This is a genomic window from Erwinia sp. V71 (assembly GCF_965644245.1).
GTDB lineage: Bacteria > Pseudomonadota > Gammaproteobacteria > Enterobacterales > Enterobacteriaceae > Erwinia.
The window spans coordinates 18,786-34,667 of the sequence record NZ_CBFFRK010000035.1 but is presented as its reverse complement, the minus strand read 5'-3'; the positions used below and the strand labels follow the sequence as shown (position 1 = coordinate 34,667).

9 protein-coding genes, 1 tRNA gene and 1 pseudogene are annotated in these 15,882 nt (G+C 56.2%); 5 read left to right on the top strand and 6 right to left on the bottom strand.

Annotation, left to right across the window (positions count from 1 at the left end; all coding sequences use genetic code 11):
- Positions 1–80: 80 nt before the first annotated feature.
- The 4 genes and pseudogenes from ACSZO1_RS10105 to ACSZO1_RS10090 all read left to right on the top strand — a co-directional run bounded on the left by ACSZO1_RS10105 (position 81) and on the right by ACSZO1_RS10090 (position 2,174).
- Positions 81–1,004 carry a LysR family transcriptional regulator gene (locus tag ACSZO1_RS10105; RefSeq protein WP_437612091.1) on the top strand — a complete coding sequence of 308 codons (924 nt, stop codon included), beginning with the start codon at positions 81–83 and terminating at the stop codon, positions 1,002–1,004.
- Positions 983–1,318 (top strand): annotated as a pseudogene (locus tag ACSZO1_RS10100) (nuclear transport factor 2 family protein). Before ACSZO1_RS10105 ends, ACSZO1_RS10100 begins: the two are co-directional and overlap by 22 nt.
- A gap of 116 nt (positions 1,319–1,434) precedes the next feature.
- The gene (msrA, locus tag ACSZO1_RS10095) at positions 1,435–1,980 is read left to right on the top strand and encodes a peptide-methionine (S)-S-oxide reductase MsrA (protein ID WP_437612087.1); all 546 of its coding nucleotides are present in this window, start codon (positions 1,435–1,437) and stop codon (positions 1,978–1,980) included.
- A gap of 106 nt (positions 1,981–2,086) precedes the next feature.
- Positions 2,087–2,174, top strand: a tRNA-Ser gene (locus ACSZO1_RS10090).
- A 267-nt stretch (positions 2,175–2,441) separates the two neighbouring features.
- Here the strand turns inward: ACSZO1_RS10090 and phoH are convergent.
- From phoH to putP, 5 genes are all read right to left on the bottom strand, one after another.
- Positions 2,442–3,230 (bottom strand): phosphate starvation-inducible protein PhoH, encoded by a 789-nt coding sequence (phoH, locus tag ACSZO1_RS10085; RefSeq protein WP_437612085.1) that lies wholly within the window; start codon positions 3,228–3,230, stop codon positions 2,442–2,444.
- A gap of 553 nt (positions 3,231–3,783) precedes the next feature.
- Positions 3,784–5,079, bottom strand: a complete 1,296-nt coding sequence (gene efeB / locus ACSZO1_RS10080; protein ID WP_437612083.1) for an iron uptake transporter deferrochelatase/peroxidase subunit — start codon at positions 5,077–5,079, stop codon at positions 3,784–3,786.
- Between the two features lie 6 nt (positions 5,080–5,085).
- Positions 5,086–6,213 carry an iron uptake system protein EfeO gene (gene efeO, locus ACSZO1_RS10075; RefSeq protein ID WP_437612081.1) on the bottom strand — a complete coding sequence of 376 codons (1,128 nt, stop codon included), beginning with the start codon at positions 6,211–6,213 and terminating at the stop codon, positions 5,086–5,088.
- A gap of 33 nt (positions 6,214–6,246) precedes the next feature.
- Positions 6,247–7,080 carry an iron uptake transporter permease EfeU gene (gene efeU / locus ACSZO1_RS10070; RefSeq protein WP_437612079.1) on the bottom strand — a complete coding sequence of 278 codons (834 nt, stop codon included), beginning with the start codon at positions 7,078–7,080 and terminating at the stop codon, positions 6,247–6,249.
- A gap of 297 nt (positions 7,081–7,377) precedes the next feature.
- Positions 7,378–8,862: a sodium/proline symporter PutP gene (putP, locus tag ACSZO1_RS10065; RefSeq protein ID WP_437612077.1), complete on the bottom strand. Its 1,485-nt coding sequence runs from the start codon at positions 8,860–8,862 to the stop codon at positions 7,378–7,380.
- 587 nt (positions 8,863–9,449) lie between these two features.
- Here putP and putA point away from each other — a divergent pair.
- Positions 9,450–13,400: a trifunctional transcriptional regulator/proline dehydrogenase/L-glutamate gamma-semialdehyde dehydrogenase gene (gene putA / locus ACSZO1_RS10060; RefSeq protein WP_437612076.1), complete on the top strand. Its 3,951-nt coding sequence runs from the start codon at positions 9,450–9,452 to the stop codon at positions 13,398–13,400.
- Between the two features lie 51 nt (positions 13,401–13,451).
- Here putA and ACSZO1_RS10055 read toward each other — a convergent pair whose 3' ends face one another.
- Complete coding sequence (locus ACSZO1_RS10055; RefSeq protein WP_437612074.1) at positions 13,452–15,812, bottom strand: hypothetical protein; 2,361 nt, start codon at positions 15,810–15,812, stop codon at positions 13,452–13,454.
- Positions 15,813–15,882: the final 70 nt, after the last annotated feature.

Here is a 15,882-nt window from a genome sequence, read left to right as displayed (position 1 = left end):
GATAGCTTATCGGTAGCTAACCGTCCCTCCATCCACATGACCAAGCGTTGCACTTATTATCTGAATTCGCGAAGTACCTGATGGCAATGCTGAACCTGGAGCAGTTGGCCACCTTTCGCCTGGTTATCGCCCGCGGCAGTTTCTCCGCCGCCGCAGAGCAGCTGGGTCTGTCGCAGCCCGCCGTCAGCCAGCAGGTCCGCCAGCTGGAACACTTTTTCCAGTCACGTCTGGTGGAACGCAGTGGCAGAGGCGTGAAAGCCACAGCGGCAGGCCAGTCGCTGCTGGCGCACAGTGAACAGATTGACGACGCCATTGCCGCCGCCTGTCAGGCCGTCGCCAGCCATGCGCAGGAGATTAGCGGCACGATTACCCTTGGCACCGGCGCGACCGCCTGCATCCATTTGCTGCCGCCGCTGTTGCAGCGCCTGCATCAGACGTATCCACTGCTGAATATTGTGGTCACCACTGGCAATACCCGCCAGGTGGTCTCGGCGGTGGAGGACAATCGTCTGGATATCGGCCTGGTCACCCTGCCAGCGCAGGGCAAAAACGTCGCGCTGACACCGCTGATCCAGGATGAGATGGTGGCCATTTTTGCTGCACATAACGGCGCACCACTGGCGGAAGCTGACGCCAGCTACCTGCAGCATCTGCCGATGATCGTGTTTGAATCCGGCAGCAGTACCCGTGAGCTGATCGACCAGTGGTTTACACTGGCCGGAGAACGCATTAACCCGATTATGGCGCTGGGCAATATCGAGGCGATTAAGCAGATGGTGAGAGCAGGACTGGGGTACAGCATTGTGCCGCGTATGTCGGTCAGCGCCGCCGCACAACAGGCCGGGCTGACCGTCTGTTCACTCCAGCCGCCACTGAACCGTACCCTGGGCACAGTGATGCGCCAGGATAAACCGCTGACACGCGGTATGCTGAAACTGCTTGCCGCCCTGAGCGAGCCACAACCAAAGGAACTGAACTCATCATGTCTGTCATTGATCCGGTAGCTAAACAGTTTGACGCGTATAACGCCCACGATCTGGACGCCTTCCTCGCCTGTTTTAGCGAAGACTTTACCGCCTGGCGCATGCCGGCAGAAGCGCCGTCATCTACAGGTAAAGCCGTCCTGCGCGAGTTCTACGCCAGCCAGCGTTTTAATAACCCGGCGCTGCGCGCTGAGCTGGTATCACGCACCGTGCTCGGCAACTAGGTGTTTGATCACGAACTGATTTATGGCCTCAGTGAACAGCCGCTTGAAAGCATCGCCATCTTTACCGTCGAAAATCAGCTGATCACCCGCGCCTGGTTCTGGTTTGCCTGATGGCAGAGTGAGCAGATGGGCGCCGATAGCACCTGTGGTACTGGTGCCGCGCGCCGGGACGTGTCTACAATAAACCCTACGAAGAACTGAACAGAGTAACAGGCAGGAGTCTGACGATGGCAACTGAATACGCAATTGTCGCCGGTGGTTGTTTCTGGTGCACCGAAGCGGTCTTTAAAGATGTGATTGGCGTGGAGTCAGTCGAAAGCGGCTATATTGGCGGCCATACGGTGAACCCCACCTATGAGCAGGTCTGTAGCGGTGAAACCGGTCATGCGGAAGCAATTCGCATCGGTTTTGACCCGGAAAAGCTGCACTATGGCGATCTGCTGGACATCAGCTTTGCCACTCACGATCCCACCCAGCTGAACCGCCAGGGTAACGACATGGGCACCCAGTATCGCACGGCGATATTCCCGCTCAGCGACGCACAACGTGCTGAAGCCGAAGCCGCGATTCAGCGCGCGCAGCAGGATCATCAGGAACCGGTGGTCACCACCATTGAAACGGGCGAATGGTATCCGGCGGAAGGTTACCACCAGGATTACTGGAGCGGACGCGGTCAGCAGAACGGTTACTGCCTGGCGGTGATCCCACCAAAACTGCAGAAACTGCGTAAAAGCTACGCGGCGCGGGTGAAGTCATTAAACCCTGATGGTTAAGGCTTAACCGAATATATCGAAAGGGAAAAAATCTGCTTGACCGTAACCGCACGACTCCCTATAGTAGCGCCCCGTTGCCCCCTGCGGGTGGTGACGCTAACAATATGGTGAGGTGTCCGAGAGGCTGAAGGAGCACGCCTGGAAAGTGTGTATACGGCAACGTATCAAGGGTTCGAATCCCTTCCTCACCGCCATATTCGAAGAGAATGCCTGAACTCACGTTCAGGCATTTTTTTTGCCCGGAACCCGTGGAGGAAGGGTGAGAAGCCTTGACCTCAAGGGTTCGACAAAACGGCTCAGCCGTTTTGCAGCGCCAAAGGCGCTGAATCCCTTCCCCATCCAACGCCTTAGCATCGCCGAACCTTCTGAAACGACCGGGCACCATCCTCCCCGTGAACACAATAAAAAAGCCCGAACTCACGTCCGGGCTTTTGCGGCTACATACCTACAGACTCACTCAACTAACTATAAGCCATCAGCGCGCGCTGACAGAGCGTCGAACGCACACAATCCTCTTTTTCAAAGCGAACAATCCCGACCATTTCATCTTCACGGAAACGCGCCAGCGCATCACTCAGCCCGGATTGCACATGGGACGGCAGGTCACACTGGGTAATATCGCCATTCACAATCACGGTGACATTTTCCCCGAGACGGGTCAGGAACATCTTCATCTGTGCGGCGGTGACGTTCTGCGCCTCATCAAGGATCACCACGGCATTTTCAAAAGTACGCCCGCGCATATAGGCAAAAGGCGCGATCTCTACCTTGCCGATTTCCGGCCGCAGGCAGTACTGCATAAAGGAAGAACCCAGACGTTTAACCAGAACGTCATACACCGGCCGGAAGTAAGGCGCAAACTTCTCAGAGATATCACCGGGCAGGAAGCCCAGGTCCTCATCCGCCTGAAGTACCGGACGCGTAACAATTATCCTGTCAACATCCTTTTGTATCAGGGCCTCTGCCGCCCTGGCAGCGCTGATCCAGGTTTTACCGCAACCCGCTTCGCCGGTGGCGAAGATCAGCTGTTTCTTTTCTATGGCGTTGAGATAGTGCGCCTGAGCTTCATTTCGGGCTTCAATCGGCGACTGGTCGCGGGTATCACGCGCCATACCAATTGCATCCAGCCCACCCATCTGCACCAGCGAGGTGACCGATTCTTCTTCACGCTGACGATGACTGCGTGAATCGCTGCGAAGCACACGTCTTGCTTCACGACGCGCTTTGATCACTGCTTTCTGTCTTCCCATAGTGGCACCTTACAGTTGGTTTCATTTCCCGCCCTCTTACACCGGTAAGAGAAGCGATTACGTGAACGCTTTAGAGGTCGTGGCTTCCTTTTAAGCCTTGCATAGCCATTGATGAACATGCGTACAGAGGCCGCAGCATATTACGCACCGGAAAATGGGTATCAATTTGAAAACAGAGGAGAGTAGAGAATATCGTTGAGGGAGAGAAACCCTCGCGAGAAAAAGCGCTAGAACAGGGCTGGAAACATAATTGCATTGGTACAACTTTTACCATTCGCGATCTCCGGGTGATACTTATCACAGAACTGCCTACCGCTATGAATAAAGTGCAACAGAATCCGGGTCGAATGCAACATTATTTTTACGTTTAATGCAGAGAAAAACGATGCATTACACTGGCATTATTAGCCATAAAACAGTTTATTGAAGTTAAACAAGGTGTTAACTACACGAATAACAGAAAAATCAGGGCGGATAATTGATGTCAAATAATGTCGGCGGGGTCATAACGTCAAATTAACGCCGGTGACTACCACGCAACCGGCGTTCAGTATCAGGCTTCCAGCAATCCCTGCGCCAGATAATGTTTATCATCAGGCACACCTGGCAAGGCGAAAAAATAACCGCCACCAATCGGCTTGATATACTCTTCCAGCGCTTCGCCATTTAAACGTTTTTGTACCGTTAAAAAGCCTTTTTCTAAATCATGCTGGTAGCAGACAAATAATAAGCCCATATCCAGCTGGCCTGAGTTCGAGACGCCAAGTGAATAGCTATAGCCCCGGCGCAGCATCAGGCTGTTCTGGGTTTGCCGGGTGCGCGGGTTCGCCAGCCGGATATGCGCATCCAGCGGGATCACTTCGCCGTCCGGGTCCTGGGTGTAATCAGGCACATCATGTTCATGCTGCATACCGAGCGGCGCACCACTGTGCTTTTCGCGACCAAAAATGGTCTGCTGTTCACGCAACGGTGTGCGGTCCCAGAACTCAACACGGAACTGGATAATTCGCACCGCCTGGTAGCTGCCACCTGCGGTCCAGGCCGGTTCGTCCTGTTCAGCCCCCACCCACAGGATATTATCCATCAGCGCCTGATCCGCGGTGTTCGGGTTGGCAGTGCCATCCTTAAAGCCCAGCAGGTTAATCGGCGTCTCTTTACCCCGGCTGCGCGCGGCATGGTCGGAAATAAACCCTTCCCGCCGCCAGCGCACGCTGAGTAAATCTGGCGAATGCTTGATAATATCGCGCAACGCATGGATCACCGTGTCATTGGTGTTGGCGCAAATCTGCAGCAGCAGGTCGCCATGGCACAGGCTGGCATCCAGCGCATCGTTAGGGAAACGCGTCATCGCCTGCAGCTTACGCGGTTTCAGCGTCTGCAGACCAAAACGTTCGTCAAACAGCGAGGTGCCCAGCGAGACGGTGATGGTCAGGTTATCGGGATAAATGGTGTCACCGAGAATACCGGAGTCCATTGGCGGCAACTGCGGATTGGTCACCAGCGGCGCCTGACCACCTTTGGTTAAAAAAGCGATGCGTTCGGTCAGCAGACGAAACAGCCGCTGCAGATCGTTCCGGTCCGTCGCCAGCACATCGAAAGCCACCAGCATCATCGCCGCCTGTTGCGGTGTCACGATACCGGACTGGTGACGGCCATAAAATGGCTGTTCCTCCAGGCGTGCATTAGGCGATAACGCACCCGGTGAGAATGCCTTATCCTGCGCGGCTGCCTCTGCGGCTGCCGCAACCGGGCAGCCACCACCAACAGCAAGGGCACCGCTCAGGATGCCCATACCTTTTAACAAACGTCGACGCGACGTCATGGTCGCGTCGTCAGACTGTTTTGTCATTTCGTGTTAGTCCAGACCTAAGGTCCCACGCAGCAGCGACAGGTCTTCGGCCAGTGAAGTAATCGGGCCTTTCAGCGCATTACGGTCAGCGGTAGTCAGCTTCTCGTAAGACTCATAACCGTCTTTGGTGCGATATTTGTCGAGGATGCTGTCCACTTTTTTGAAGTTAGCATCCACCTTCGCCAGCAGCTGCGGATTGGCTTTTTCCAGCAGCGGACGCAGCAGGTTCACTATCTTCTGCGCGCCATCAACGTTGGCACGGAAATCCCACAGGTCGGTACGGCTGTAGCGATCTTCCTCACCAGAAATCTTGCTGGCGGCCACTTCTTCGATCAGGCCAGCCGCGCCACCCACCACTTTGCCCGGCGGGAATGCCAGTTCATTAATGCGGGTTTGCAGCTCCAGCGTATCGTTATACAGCTGGTCAGCAAATGCCTCCATGCCTTTGGTGGTGTTGTCGCCAAACAGGGCTTTTTCCAGGCGGTGGAAACCGGTGAAGTTGGGATCTTCGGCTTTCTTCTCGTAGTCGTCTTCACGTGCATCGATCTTGCCATCCAGGTCCGAGAACAGCTCGGCAATCGGCTCAATACGTTCGTAGTGCTGACGGGTTGGTGCAAACAGCGCTTTCGCTTTGGCGATATCACCGGCTTTTACCGCATCGGTAAAGGCTTTGGTGCCTGCCACCAGCTGTTCCACTTCTTTGGTGACATACACTTTGTATTCCGCGATCGGCCCGACCAGCTGCAGCACATCCGTCTTGCCGTCATTCACCTTCGCGCCATTCGCTTTCACAATCAGCTTGCCTTTCGGGTTGCTCAGCAGACCACAGGTCATGTCATATTCACCGGCTTCGAGGTTGGCGGTCAGTTTCTGCGTAAAGCCTGGCGCGATATTCTCACGCTCTTCCACCACCATTACCCCTTTCAGGATCTCCCACTCCAGCCCTTTCTGGCTGTCGTTTTTGATGATGAACTGGGTTTTACCGGCGTCCACCGTCAGGGTCATAGGATCACACTGTTTGTCATTCACACTCACCTTGACCTGCGGAACGTCCGCAGCCTGAGCAGCAGTGGATGCAGCAGAGATCGCCAACAGCGCGACGTACAGCGCCTTGCGGCGAAAACGAATAGTCATACAATTTCCCTTTTAAAGATGGTTTAACTTCGCTTAACGCGTGCTTCCGGCAACGGAAGACGCTGGCCGCGCTGGCATAAAGAACAGCAACAATGCCGGGATCAGATAGATGAAATAGACCGCAACTTCACTGACGCTCGGGGCTTCCTGATAGCCGAGAATGCCTTCCAGCAGCGTACCGAACAGGGTGTGAGTTGAGAGTGAGTTACTCAGGTCGAAAGCGATGTCCTGGAAGTGATTCCACAGACCCGCCTCATGGAAAGCACGGATAGCACCGGCGGCAAGGCCCGCGGCGACAAACAGAATAAACAGGCCGCTCCACTTAAAGAAACGCGCCAGGTTGAGGCGCACACCGCCCCAGTAGATGACGCCGCCCAGCACCACAGCGGTTGCCAGACCGAGCAACGCGCCAATCGGCGGCGCGATACCGACATCCTGCTGGAACGCGGCCAGCAGGAAGAAGACCGATTCCAGCCCTTCACGCGCCACCGCCAGAAACACCATCAGCACCAGCGCCCAGCCATTATTGCTGCCTTTCTGCAACGCCTGGTCCACGGAGTCTTCCAGTTGGGCCTTCACATTGCGCGACACCTTACGCATCCAGAACACCATATACGTCAGGATGCACACCGCAATCACGGCCACGATGCCTTCAAACAACTCCTGCTCCTTCTGCGGGAATTCGCCGGTGGTTTCATTGATAAACACACCCACCGCCAGGCAGAGCGCCGCCGCGATCACCACCCCAATCCACATCGCGCCAAACCACTGGCTGCGCTGGGTACGTTTCAGATAGCTGGCAATCAGACTGACAATCAGTGCTGCCTCTAATCCCTCACGCAGCATAATCAGAAAAGGAACAAACATGCCTGCCACCTCAAATGTGAAACACGGTCAATGGTAAGTAAAGAATCGTAAAACAAAGACGAGATCGATTATCATTATCGCCATAAAAAATACAAGAGCCCGGCCCGCAAATTTGCCAGTTTGCCGGGCGATGGCACAAAAAAAACCCCCGTAAAAACGGGGGCTGGAGGAGAATTCGATGGCACAGGGAAGATGCGATCTGAGCAAATCGCCGGACTGATATCCCCTCCCCCGATCCCAACCATCCCCACACCATGAGGGAAGGAGCAACGGGTGCAGCCAGCCAGGCGACGTGACTTAATCCGCCTGATATTCCGCTTCTGCCGCGGCAAAACACTGCTGCTGCGCTGCTGAAGGTGCTTTACCCAGCAGACTAAACACCACAATCGCGATGCTGCCGAAGATAAAGCCTGGAATAATTTCGTACAGATCCAGCCATGCGTACTGCTTCCACACCAGCACGGTCACCGCACCGACAATCATCCCCGCCAGCGCGCCATTACGTGTCATGCGTGACCAGCACACAGCAAACAGCACCACCGGACCAAAGGCCGCACCAAAGCCCGCCCAGGCATAGCTCACCAGCCCCAGCACGCGGTTGTCCGGGTTCGCCGCCAGCAGAATGGCAATCACGGCCACCAGCAGCACCATCATGCGCCCTACCCACACCAGCTCGCGCTGGCTGGCATTCTTGCGCAGGAAGTTTTTATACAGGTCTTCGGTTAATGCGCTGGAGCACACCAGCAGCTGACAGCTCAGAGTGGACATCACCGCTGCCAGAATCGCTGACAGCAAGATACCGGCAATCCATGGGTTAAACAGAATACGCGTCAGCTCGATAAACACACGCTCGCCGTTCTCCGCCACATTGCCGGCCTGCTCAGGATGGTTCTGGAAATAGGCGATACCGAAGAAGCCCACGGCCACCGCGCCCGCCAGGCACAGAATCATCCAGGTCATACCGATACGGCGTGCTGCTTTCATTGAACGGTGAGAGTCTGCCGCCATAAAGCGCGCCAGAATATGCGGCTGACCAAAGTAACCCAGCCCCCAGCCCAGCAGCGAAATAATCGCGACAAAATTCAGCCCTTTCAGCATATTGAGGTTCTCAAGACTTTTCGCCTCAATCACCTGCAGTGAATCGCTGAGACCACCGACGGCGAAAATCACGATCACCGGCGTCAGGATCAGCGCGAAAATCATCAGGCTGGCCTGCACGGTATCGGTCCAGCTCACCGCCAGGAAGCCACCGATAAAGGTATAGGCGATGGTCGCCGCCGCACCGGCCCACAGTGCTGTTTCGTAGCTCATACCAAAGGTGCTTTCAAACAGACGCGCACCGGCGACAATGCCGGAAGCACAGTAGATGGTGAAGAACACCAGAATCACCAGCGCCGAAATCACCCGCAGCAGCTTGCTGTTATCTTCAAAACGGCTGGAGAAGAAGTCCGGCAGCGTCAGGGCGTTATCATGGTGCTCGGTCTGCACGCGCAGACGTCCGGCGACAATTTTCCAGTTCAGCCACGCGCCCAGCGTCAGACCAATGGCGATCCAGCTTTCCGAAATCCCCGAGAGGAAAATCGCCCCTGGCAGGCCCATCAGCAGCCAGCCGCTCATATCCGATGCGCCCGCTGACAGCGCCGTCACCACGCTGCCCAGACTGCGGCCGCCTAAAATATAGTCATCAAAGTTTTTCGTCGAGCGATAAGCGAAAAAACCGATCAATACCATGCCAAAGATATAAACAATAAAGGTCACCATCATCGGTGTACTTACAGTCATCCTGCTTTCTCCACTTATTATGGAAGGTGCGATTAATTCGATGGGAACCATTTTTTCGTCCTGTCATCGTATGGTAAATGAACAAAGAACCGCCCAAAACACTGAAAACGATAGATGAACGGCAATCATTGTAGTCATGAACAGAACTTTGAATGATTAAATCGCACCTTCCTTATCAATTATTGCCTGGGGTCGTTATCCCTTACCGTCAGCGCCGGAACAAAGCGACATGACAACCTGATGACCCCGAGGCGCGGTATCCTGCCGCAAAGCGCGCAAGGGCACAATCGATTTAACACAACTCCCGCCAGCCATTCACCTGCAATCGTTAAAAAAAAGTTAATAGGTTGCACCTGATCACAACTTTCACGGTTGCACTATCAGTAACCTTTTATTTTCCAGGTATTAGCAGCATTGCACGCGAGCAGGAGTGTTGCAGCAATATCCATGCCGATTTTTTCGGTTAACATCAGATTAACTTTTCGGGCTGTTAACCGGCTCACAATCAACTCGGTTGCACAAAGTTGCAACATCAGTGATATTGCTATTATCTCTTGTTATTTTTTTACCTTAGGAGTGTGTAAGGCATGGCCACAACTACCATGGGCGTCAAGCTGGATGACGCGACACGTGACCGGATTAAACTGGCGGCACAGAAGATTGATCGCACGTCACACTGGCTGATTAAACAGGCCATTTTCAACTACTTAGATCAGCTGGAAAACGGTCACGCCCTGCCGGAAGGCACACTACCGGCACAGGCTGATGAACAGGATGACGCCCCGGCAGAAGCCTTCCCGCAACCCTTCCTCGATTTTGCCGAACACATTTTACCGCAGTCGGTCACCCGCGCCGCCATCACTGCTGCCTGGCGTCGCCCGGAGCAGGAAGCGGTGCCGATGCTGCTGGATCAGGCACGTCTGCCTGCCCCACTGGCAGAGAAAACCCACCAGCTGGCTTATGGTCTGGCAGAGAAGCTGAGGAACCAAAAGAGTGCAGGCGGACGCGCTGGCATGGTGCAAAGTCTGCTGCAGGAGTTCTCCCTCTCTTCTCAGGAAGGGGTGGCGCTGATGTGTCTGGCGGAAGCCCTGCTGCGTATTCCGGACAAACCGACCCGTGATGCGCTGATCCGCGACAAAATCAGCAACGGCAACTGGCAGTCGCACCTTGGCCGCAGCCCGTCAATGTTTGTTAACGCCGCCACCTGGGGACTGCTGTTTACCGGGCGTCTGGTGTCCACCCACAATGAAGCCAGCCTGTCACACGCGCTGAACCGGATCATTGGCAAAAGCGGTGAACCGCTGATCCGCAAAGGCGTGGATATGGCGATGCGTCTGATGGGCGAGCAGTTTGTCACCGGCGAAACCATTGCCGAAGCACTGGCTAATGCGCGCAAGCTGGAGGAGAAAGGTTTCCGCTACTCCTACGATATGCTCGGCGAAGCAGCGCTGACCGCTGCCGACGCCAGTGCTTATCTGCTCTCTTACCAGCAGGCGATTCACGCTATCGGTAAAGCCTCTAACGGCCGGGGGATTTATGAAGGCCCGGGGATCTCCATCAAACTGTCTGCGCTGCATCCGCGTTACAGCCGTGCGCAATATGAGCGGGTAATGGATGAGCTGTATCCGGTGCTGAAATCCCTGACGTTACTGGCGCGTCAGTACGATATCGGCATTAATATTGATGCCGAAGAAGCAGACCGGCTGGAGCTGTCGCTGGATCTGCTGGAGCGGCTGTGCTTTGAACCGGAACTGGAAGGCTGGAACGGCATCGGCTTTGTTATCCAGGCCTATCAGAAACGCTGCCCGCTGGTGATTGACTGGCTGACCGATCTCGCTCAGCGCAGCCGTCGCCGCCTGATGATCCGCCTGGTAAAAGGCGCCTACTGGGACAGCGAAATCAAGCGTGCGCAGCTGGACGGACTCGAAGGCTATCCGGTATATACCCGCAAGGTGTACACCGATATCGCCTATCTCGCCTGCGCGCGCAAGCTGCTGGCATCGCCAAATCTGATCTACCCGCAGTTCGCCACCCATAACGCCCATACGCTGGCGGCGATTTACCAGTTGGCAGGCAATAACTACTATCCTGGACAATATGAATTCCAGTGCCTGCACGGCATGGGTGAACCGCTGTATGAGCAGGTGGTCGGCAAAGTCGCCGAGGGTAAACTCAACCGGCCGTGCCGTATTTATGCCCCGGTGGGCACTCATGAAACGCTGCTGGCCTACCTGGTGCGCCGCCTGCTGGAAAATGGTGCCAATACCTCATTTGTCAACCGTATCGCCGATGCCAGCCTGCCGCTGGATGAACTGGTGGCTGACCCGGTCAGCGCCGTGGAAAAACTGGCGCTGGCGGAAGGCGCTGTCGGTCTGCCGCATCCCAAAATCCCGCTGCCGCGCGATCTGTATGGCGCACAACGGCAAAATGCCGCCGGGCTGGATCTGGCGAATGAGCATCGTCTGGCTTCGCTCTCCAGTGCGCTACTGAACAGCGCCAGTCAGCAATGGCGGGCGCAACCGATGATTGACGGCAGCGCGACGCCAGGCCTCGCGCGCCCGGTGATTAACCCGGCAGAACCGAAAGATATTGTCGGTGAAGTGCGCGAAGCCAGCGAAGCCGAAGTCGCTGTAGCACTGGATGCCGCCGTGAGCGCCGGGCCGATCTGGTTCGCCACACCGCCTGCCGAGCGCGCCGCAATCCTTGAACGCGCCGCCATGCTGATGGAAGGCCAGATGCAGCAGCTGATGGGGATTCTGGTGCGTGAAGCCGGAAAAACCTTCAGCAACGCCATTGCCGAAGTGCGTGAAGCCGTCGATTTCCTGCGCTATTACGCCGGTCAGGTGCGTGATGACTTTGCCAATGAGAGTCACCGTCCGCTGGGGCCCGTGGTGTGTATCAGCCCGTGGAACTTCCCGCTGGCGATCTTCAGTGGTCAGATTGCGGCCGCGCTGGCTGCCGGCAATAGTGTGCTGGCGAAACCGGCAGAACAGACCCCGCTGATTGCCGCCCGTGCCGTGGAAATCCTGCATGATGCTGGCGTGCCGCGCGGTGTGCTTCAGCTGCTGCCAGGTCAGGGGGAAACGGTTGGCGCTCAGCTGACCCAGGATAATCGCGTACGTGGCGTGATGTTTACCGGTTCCACGGCAGTCGCCACCCTGCTGCAGCGTACCCTCGCCGGACGTCTCGATCCGCAGGGCCGCCCTACTCCGCTGATTGCCGAAACCGGTGGGATGAATGCGATGATCGTCGACTCCTCCGCCCTGACCGAGCAGGTCGTGACAGACATTATCAGCTCCGCCTTCGACAGCGCCGGACAGCGCTGCTCGGCGCTGCGACTGTTGTGCTTGCAGGAGGATATCGCCGACCATACGCTGACCATGCTGCGCGGTGCAATGGCCGAGTGCCGTATGGGCAACCCGGAACGTCTGTCGACGGATATTGGTCCGGTGATTGATGCCGAAGCCAAAACCGGTATTGAACGCCATATCCAGGCAATGCGCAGCAAAGGTCACACAGTATGGCAGGCCGCACGCCCGCATGCACAGGACAGCAAAGAGTGGACGCAGGGCACCTTTGTGCCGCCAACGCTGATTGAGCTGGAGACGGTCAGCGACCTCGATAAAGAGGTGTTTGGCCCGGTGCTGCATGTAGTGCGCTACGCGCGCAATACGCTGCCTGCGCTGGTCGGGCAAATCAACGCCTCCGGTTATGGTTTAACCCTTGGCGTGCACACCCGCATCGATGAAACCATCAACCAGGTCACGCAGACTGCGCAGGTCGGTAACCTGTACGTTAACCGCAATATGGTTGGCGCGGTGGTCGGTGTACAGCCCTTTGGCGGCGAAGGTCTGTCGGGCACCGGGCCGAAAGCTGGCGGGCCACTGTATCTTTGCCGTCTGCTGGCCGAACGCCCGGACGATGCCCTGCACGCCACACTGGAACGCCAGGATGCGCAGCAGCCACACGATACTGCACTCCGTGATGTGCTGCAGGCGGCACATCGCGCACTCAGCAGCTGGGCGGCGGATAAGCCACAACTGGCGAACATCTGCCAGCGTTATGGTGAACTGGCGCAGGGCGGTACGGTGCGCCAGCTCTGCGGGCCAACCGGTGAACGCAACAGCTACGCCCTGCTGCCACGTGAACGTGTGCTGTGTCTGGCGGATAACGATGATGACCGACTGATTCAGCTGGCCGCGGTCACCAGCGTCGGCAGCCGCGCGCTGTGGCGGGAAGAGGCGGCCGCGCGCGCGCTGTTCGCCACCCTGCCTGCTGTGGTGCAGCAGCGTATCGACTTTGCACCGGATGTGCTGGCCGCCACGGTGGCGTTTGATGCGGTGATTTATCATGGTGATGCGGATCAGCTGCGTGAACTCTGCACACAGGTTGCGGCGCGTGAAGGGGCAATTGTTTCCGTACAGGGCTTCGCCCGGGGAGAAAGCAATCTTCTGCTGGAACGGCTGCTGCTGGAGCGCTCACTGAGCGTCAACACCGCGGCGGCGGGGGGGAATGCCAGTCTGATGACGATTGGCTAAAGACAACAGCAGCAGGCTTTCTGCAGCCTGCTGCTGCTCTCGCTGAGAGCCTTACGCGCCCTGCTTTTTCTTTTCATCCGCGACAATACTTTTGAGGTGTGCCATGCTGCCAGCCAGGCTGCTGGTGGGCGCTTTTGGTGCTAACGCACAGGCCAGCGCATGCCAGATGTTGTCGTCATTATCCGGGCTGGTTGCCAGCCGCAGCCCGTCGTGACTGACCGCGTCATACCAGACCTTTCCGGTCGTATCATAACGCTGGCGCAGAATCAGCGTGCGACGAAGCGGCCGCTGCTGTGCGCACTGTTCCCCTGCGCTGTTGTAGCCTCTGAGCTCGTTACCTGCGCCGTCCTGAATAATCAGCGGCTGTTGATAGTAACGTGCCACTATCGCTTCATCATCACAGGCCAGCGATTCCTGTTTGACCGCCAGCGGGTTGAAACCTCTGCCGTAGGGCAATAACAGCCGGTCCCCCGCAGTTATTTCTTTGATGGTGACATAAACGGGAAAAAAATTATCCACAAAGATGACGGAGAGATTATTACCCTTATCGCCGGCAATACCCTGCTCATTGAGCAACGGCATTCCCGCCATCTGATTGGTATTTACCAGCGTCAGCAAACCTGCATTGAGAAACGCGGAGGTGACGATTCGCGGCCCATCCTGATTCTCTGGTGCCGCCCAGCTGTGTGCCAGGCTACGTTCAGCACCGATCTTGCGTTGCTCGTGCTGAATATCGGCCTCATTGCTCAGCAGGACGCCATTGTAGCCGCCAAGGATAGTAAAAGGTTTGATATCTATCCGAGCGGTGAGCCCGATACCTGCAGGTGCAGGAATATCGGTATCAGGATGCTGCGGGTCAGCAATAAAAGTGATTTCCGGCTCGTTAACATAATGCTTTAAGTAATTATCCTGCCTGCTGCCGTCCGTTTTGATCAGCCAGTGGATAAAGTTTTTAGCGTCGCGCAAGAATTGTTTCTGAAAACGTGCCGACTGTTGTTTCAGGCTGGCATCCAGCCCTGGAGCATAAAACAGCTTCAGTTCGCTGTGCTTAAATACGTCAGCGGTAATGCTGCGCGTCGGATCACGCGGATCGGCCAGCAGCGGGCCGTTTTTCTTTAACGCCAGATGCAGGCGCTCATCGGAAGGTTCCCAGCAACTTTCGTCTGCGTCACTGTCGGCCGGTTCCTGTTTAACCGCCATCAGCGGCGTGCCAGCGCCGGGCTGCGTTGCACTCTGCACCATAACGGCCACTGTCGGTGAAGGTGACAGCGAGTCTGTTATCGCCAGCGCCTGTTCATTACATTGTCTTCTTTGCAGAAACGCCAGCACATCCTGCCTTAATGCCTCTGGCCCGGGCACATTCAGTAGCGCTTCGCCGACATTTGTCAGTCCGCTCATCTCGATGCAGGCATAGCGATGCCAGGAAAACTGAGCAATACGGTGTTGCCAGGCAAACTTATGCAGTGTCCAGCGCTCACGTTGATCCTGCGACGCATTTTTCCATTTCAGCAGCGCCGCCTGCAGTCCTTTGTTTTTATGGTAAAACGCCTTACCTGATTCCGATAACGCACGCCTGGCGACCCAGTATCTTCTCACCATGCCGTAGCTGACCTTCGTCGCCACAGCAAAATCCCGCAGCTGCAGCGCCCGGCAGTCGGCAAACTGCAGTAAACAATCCAGTGCGGAGGTCAGGCGCAGAAATCCTGTATTATCTTCCTGCTGTTCCTCAGTGCGCTCGGCAATAATCAGCGCCCAGCCTTTATCAGTGACCCCATCCTGCACAGTGGCATAGAGGCCGATGCTGCGATTCTCAATACCGCACGATCCGAAATAATGCCTTAGCGTACGATGCCTCCGTTCGTCGGGCGACATTTTATCCCACGTCAGCAATGCTTCAACCAGCGAACGGGGGCTGAACGGTTGCTGCCGTCTTTCCTGATGCAACGCCTGGTTGGCCAGAAAAAGTTCGCCGTTTTTGTTCAAACCATGACGGTTAGCATAATGGTGCCAGCTTTTTACACCATGGTGGGCAAAGAAGACACCAACCGGCTGCTTCGCGGGGTATGTTATGGCTTGCGCCAGCCATGCCTTAAGTGCCTGTGCCGTCTGCGCTGGCGTCACGTTTTCGCCGGTATTCACCACACCTATACTGCTTTGTGCGGGTATCTCTGGCAACGCAGATGCCTCTCTGAATGGCGCTGGCGGGTAAGATTGTACGGTTGTCGTCAGCATCGTGGGTGAATCGGGACGCGAACCACCTGCCAGAAAAACGGCATGTTGTGATGACTGAGATGTATTGCCTGTTCCCAGAAGATGCTGCTTCAGCTCAGAACCCTGCGGCGTCATACTCACGTTATCGCTGCTTTGCGGCAACGTCTGCACCACCTGACGGCCAATCGGAGTATTAAACATCGGCACCTCCCTGTAGCAGTAACATCCTGATTTTCACGTTTTTTAGCCTGCACAGGCTGCCATAGCCACG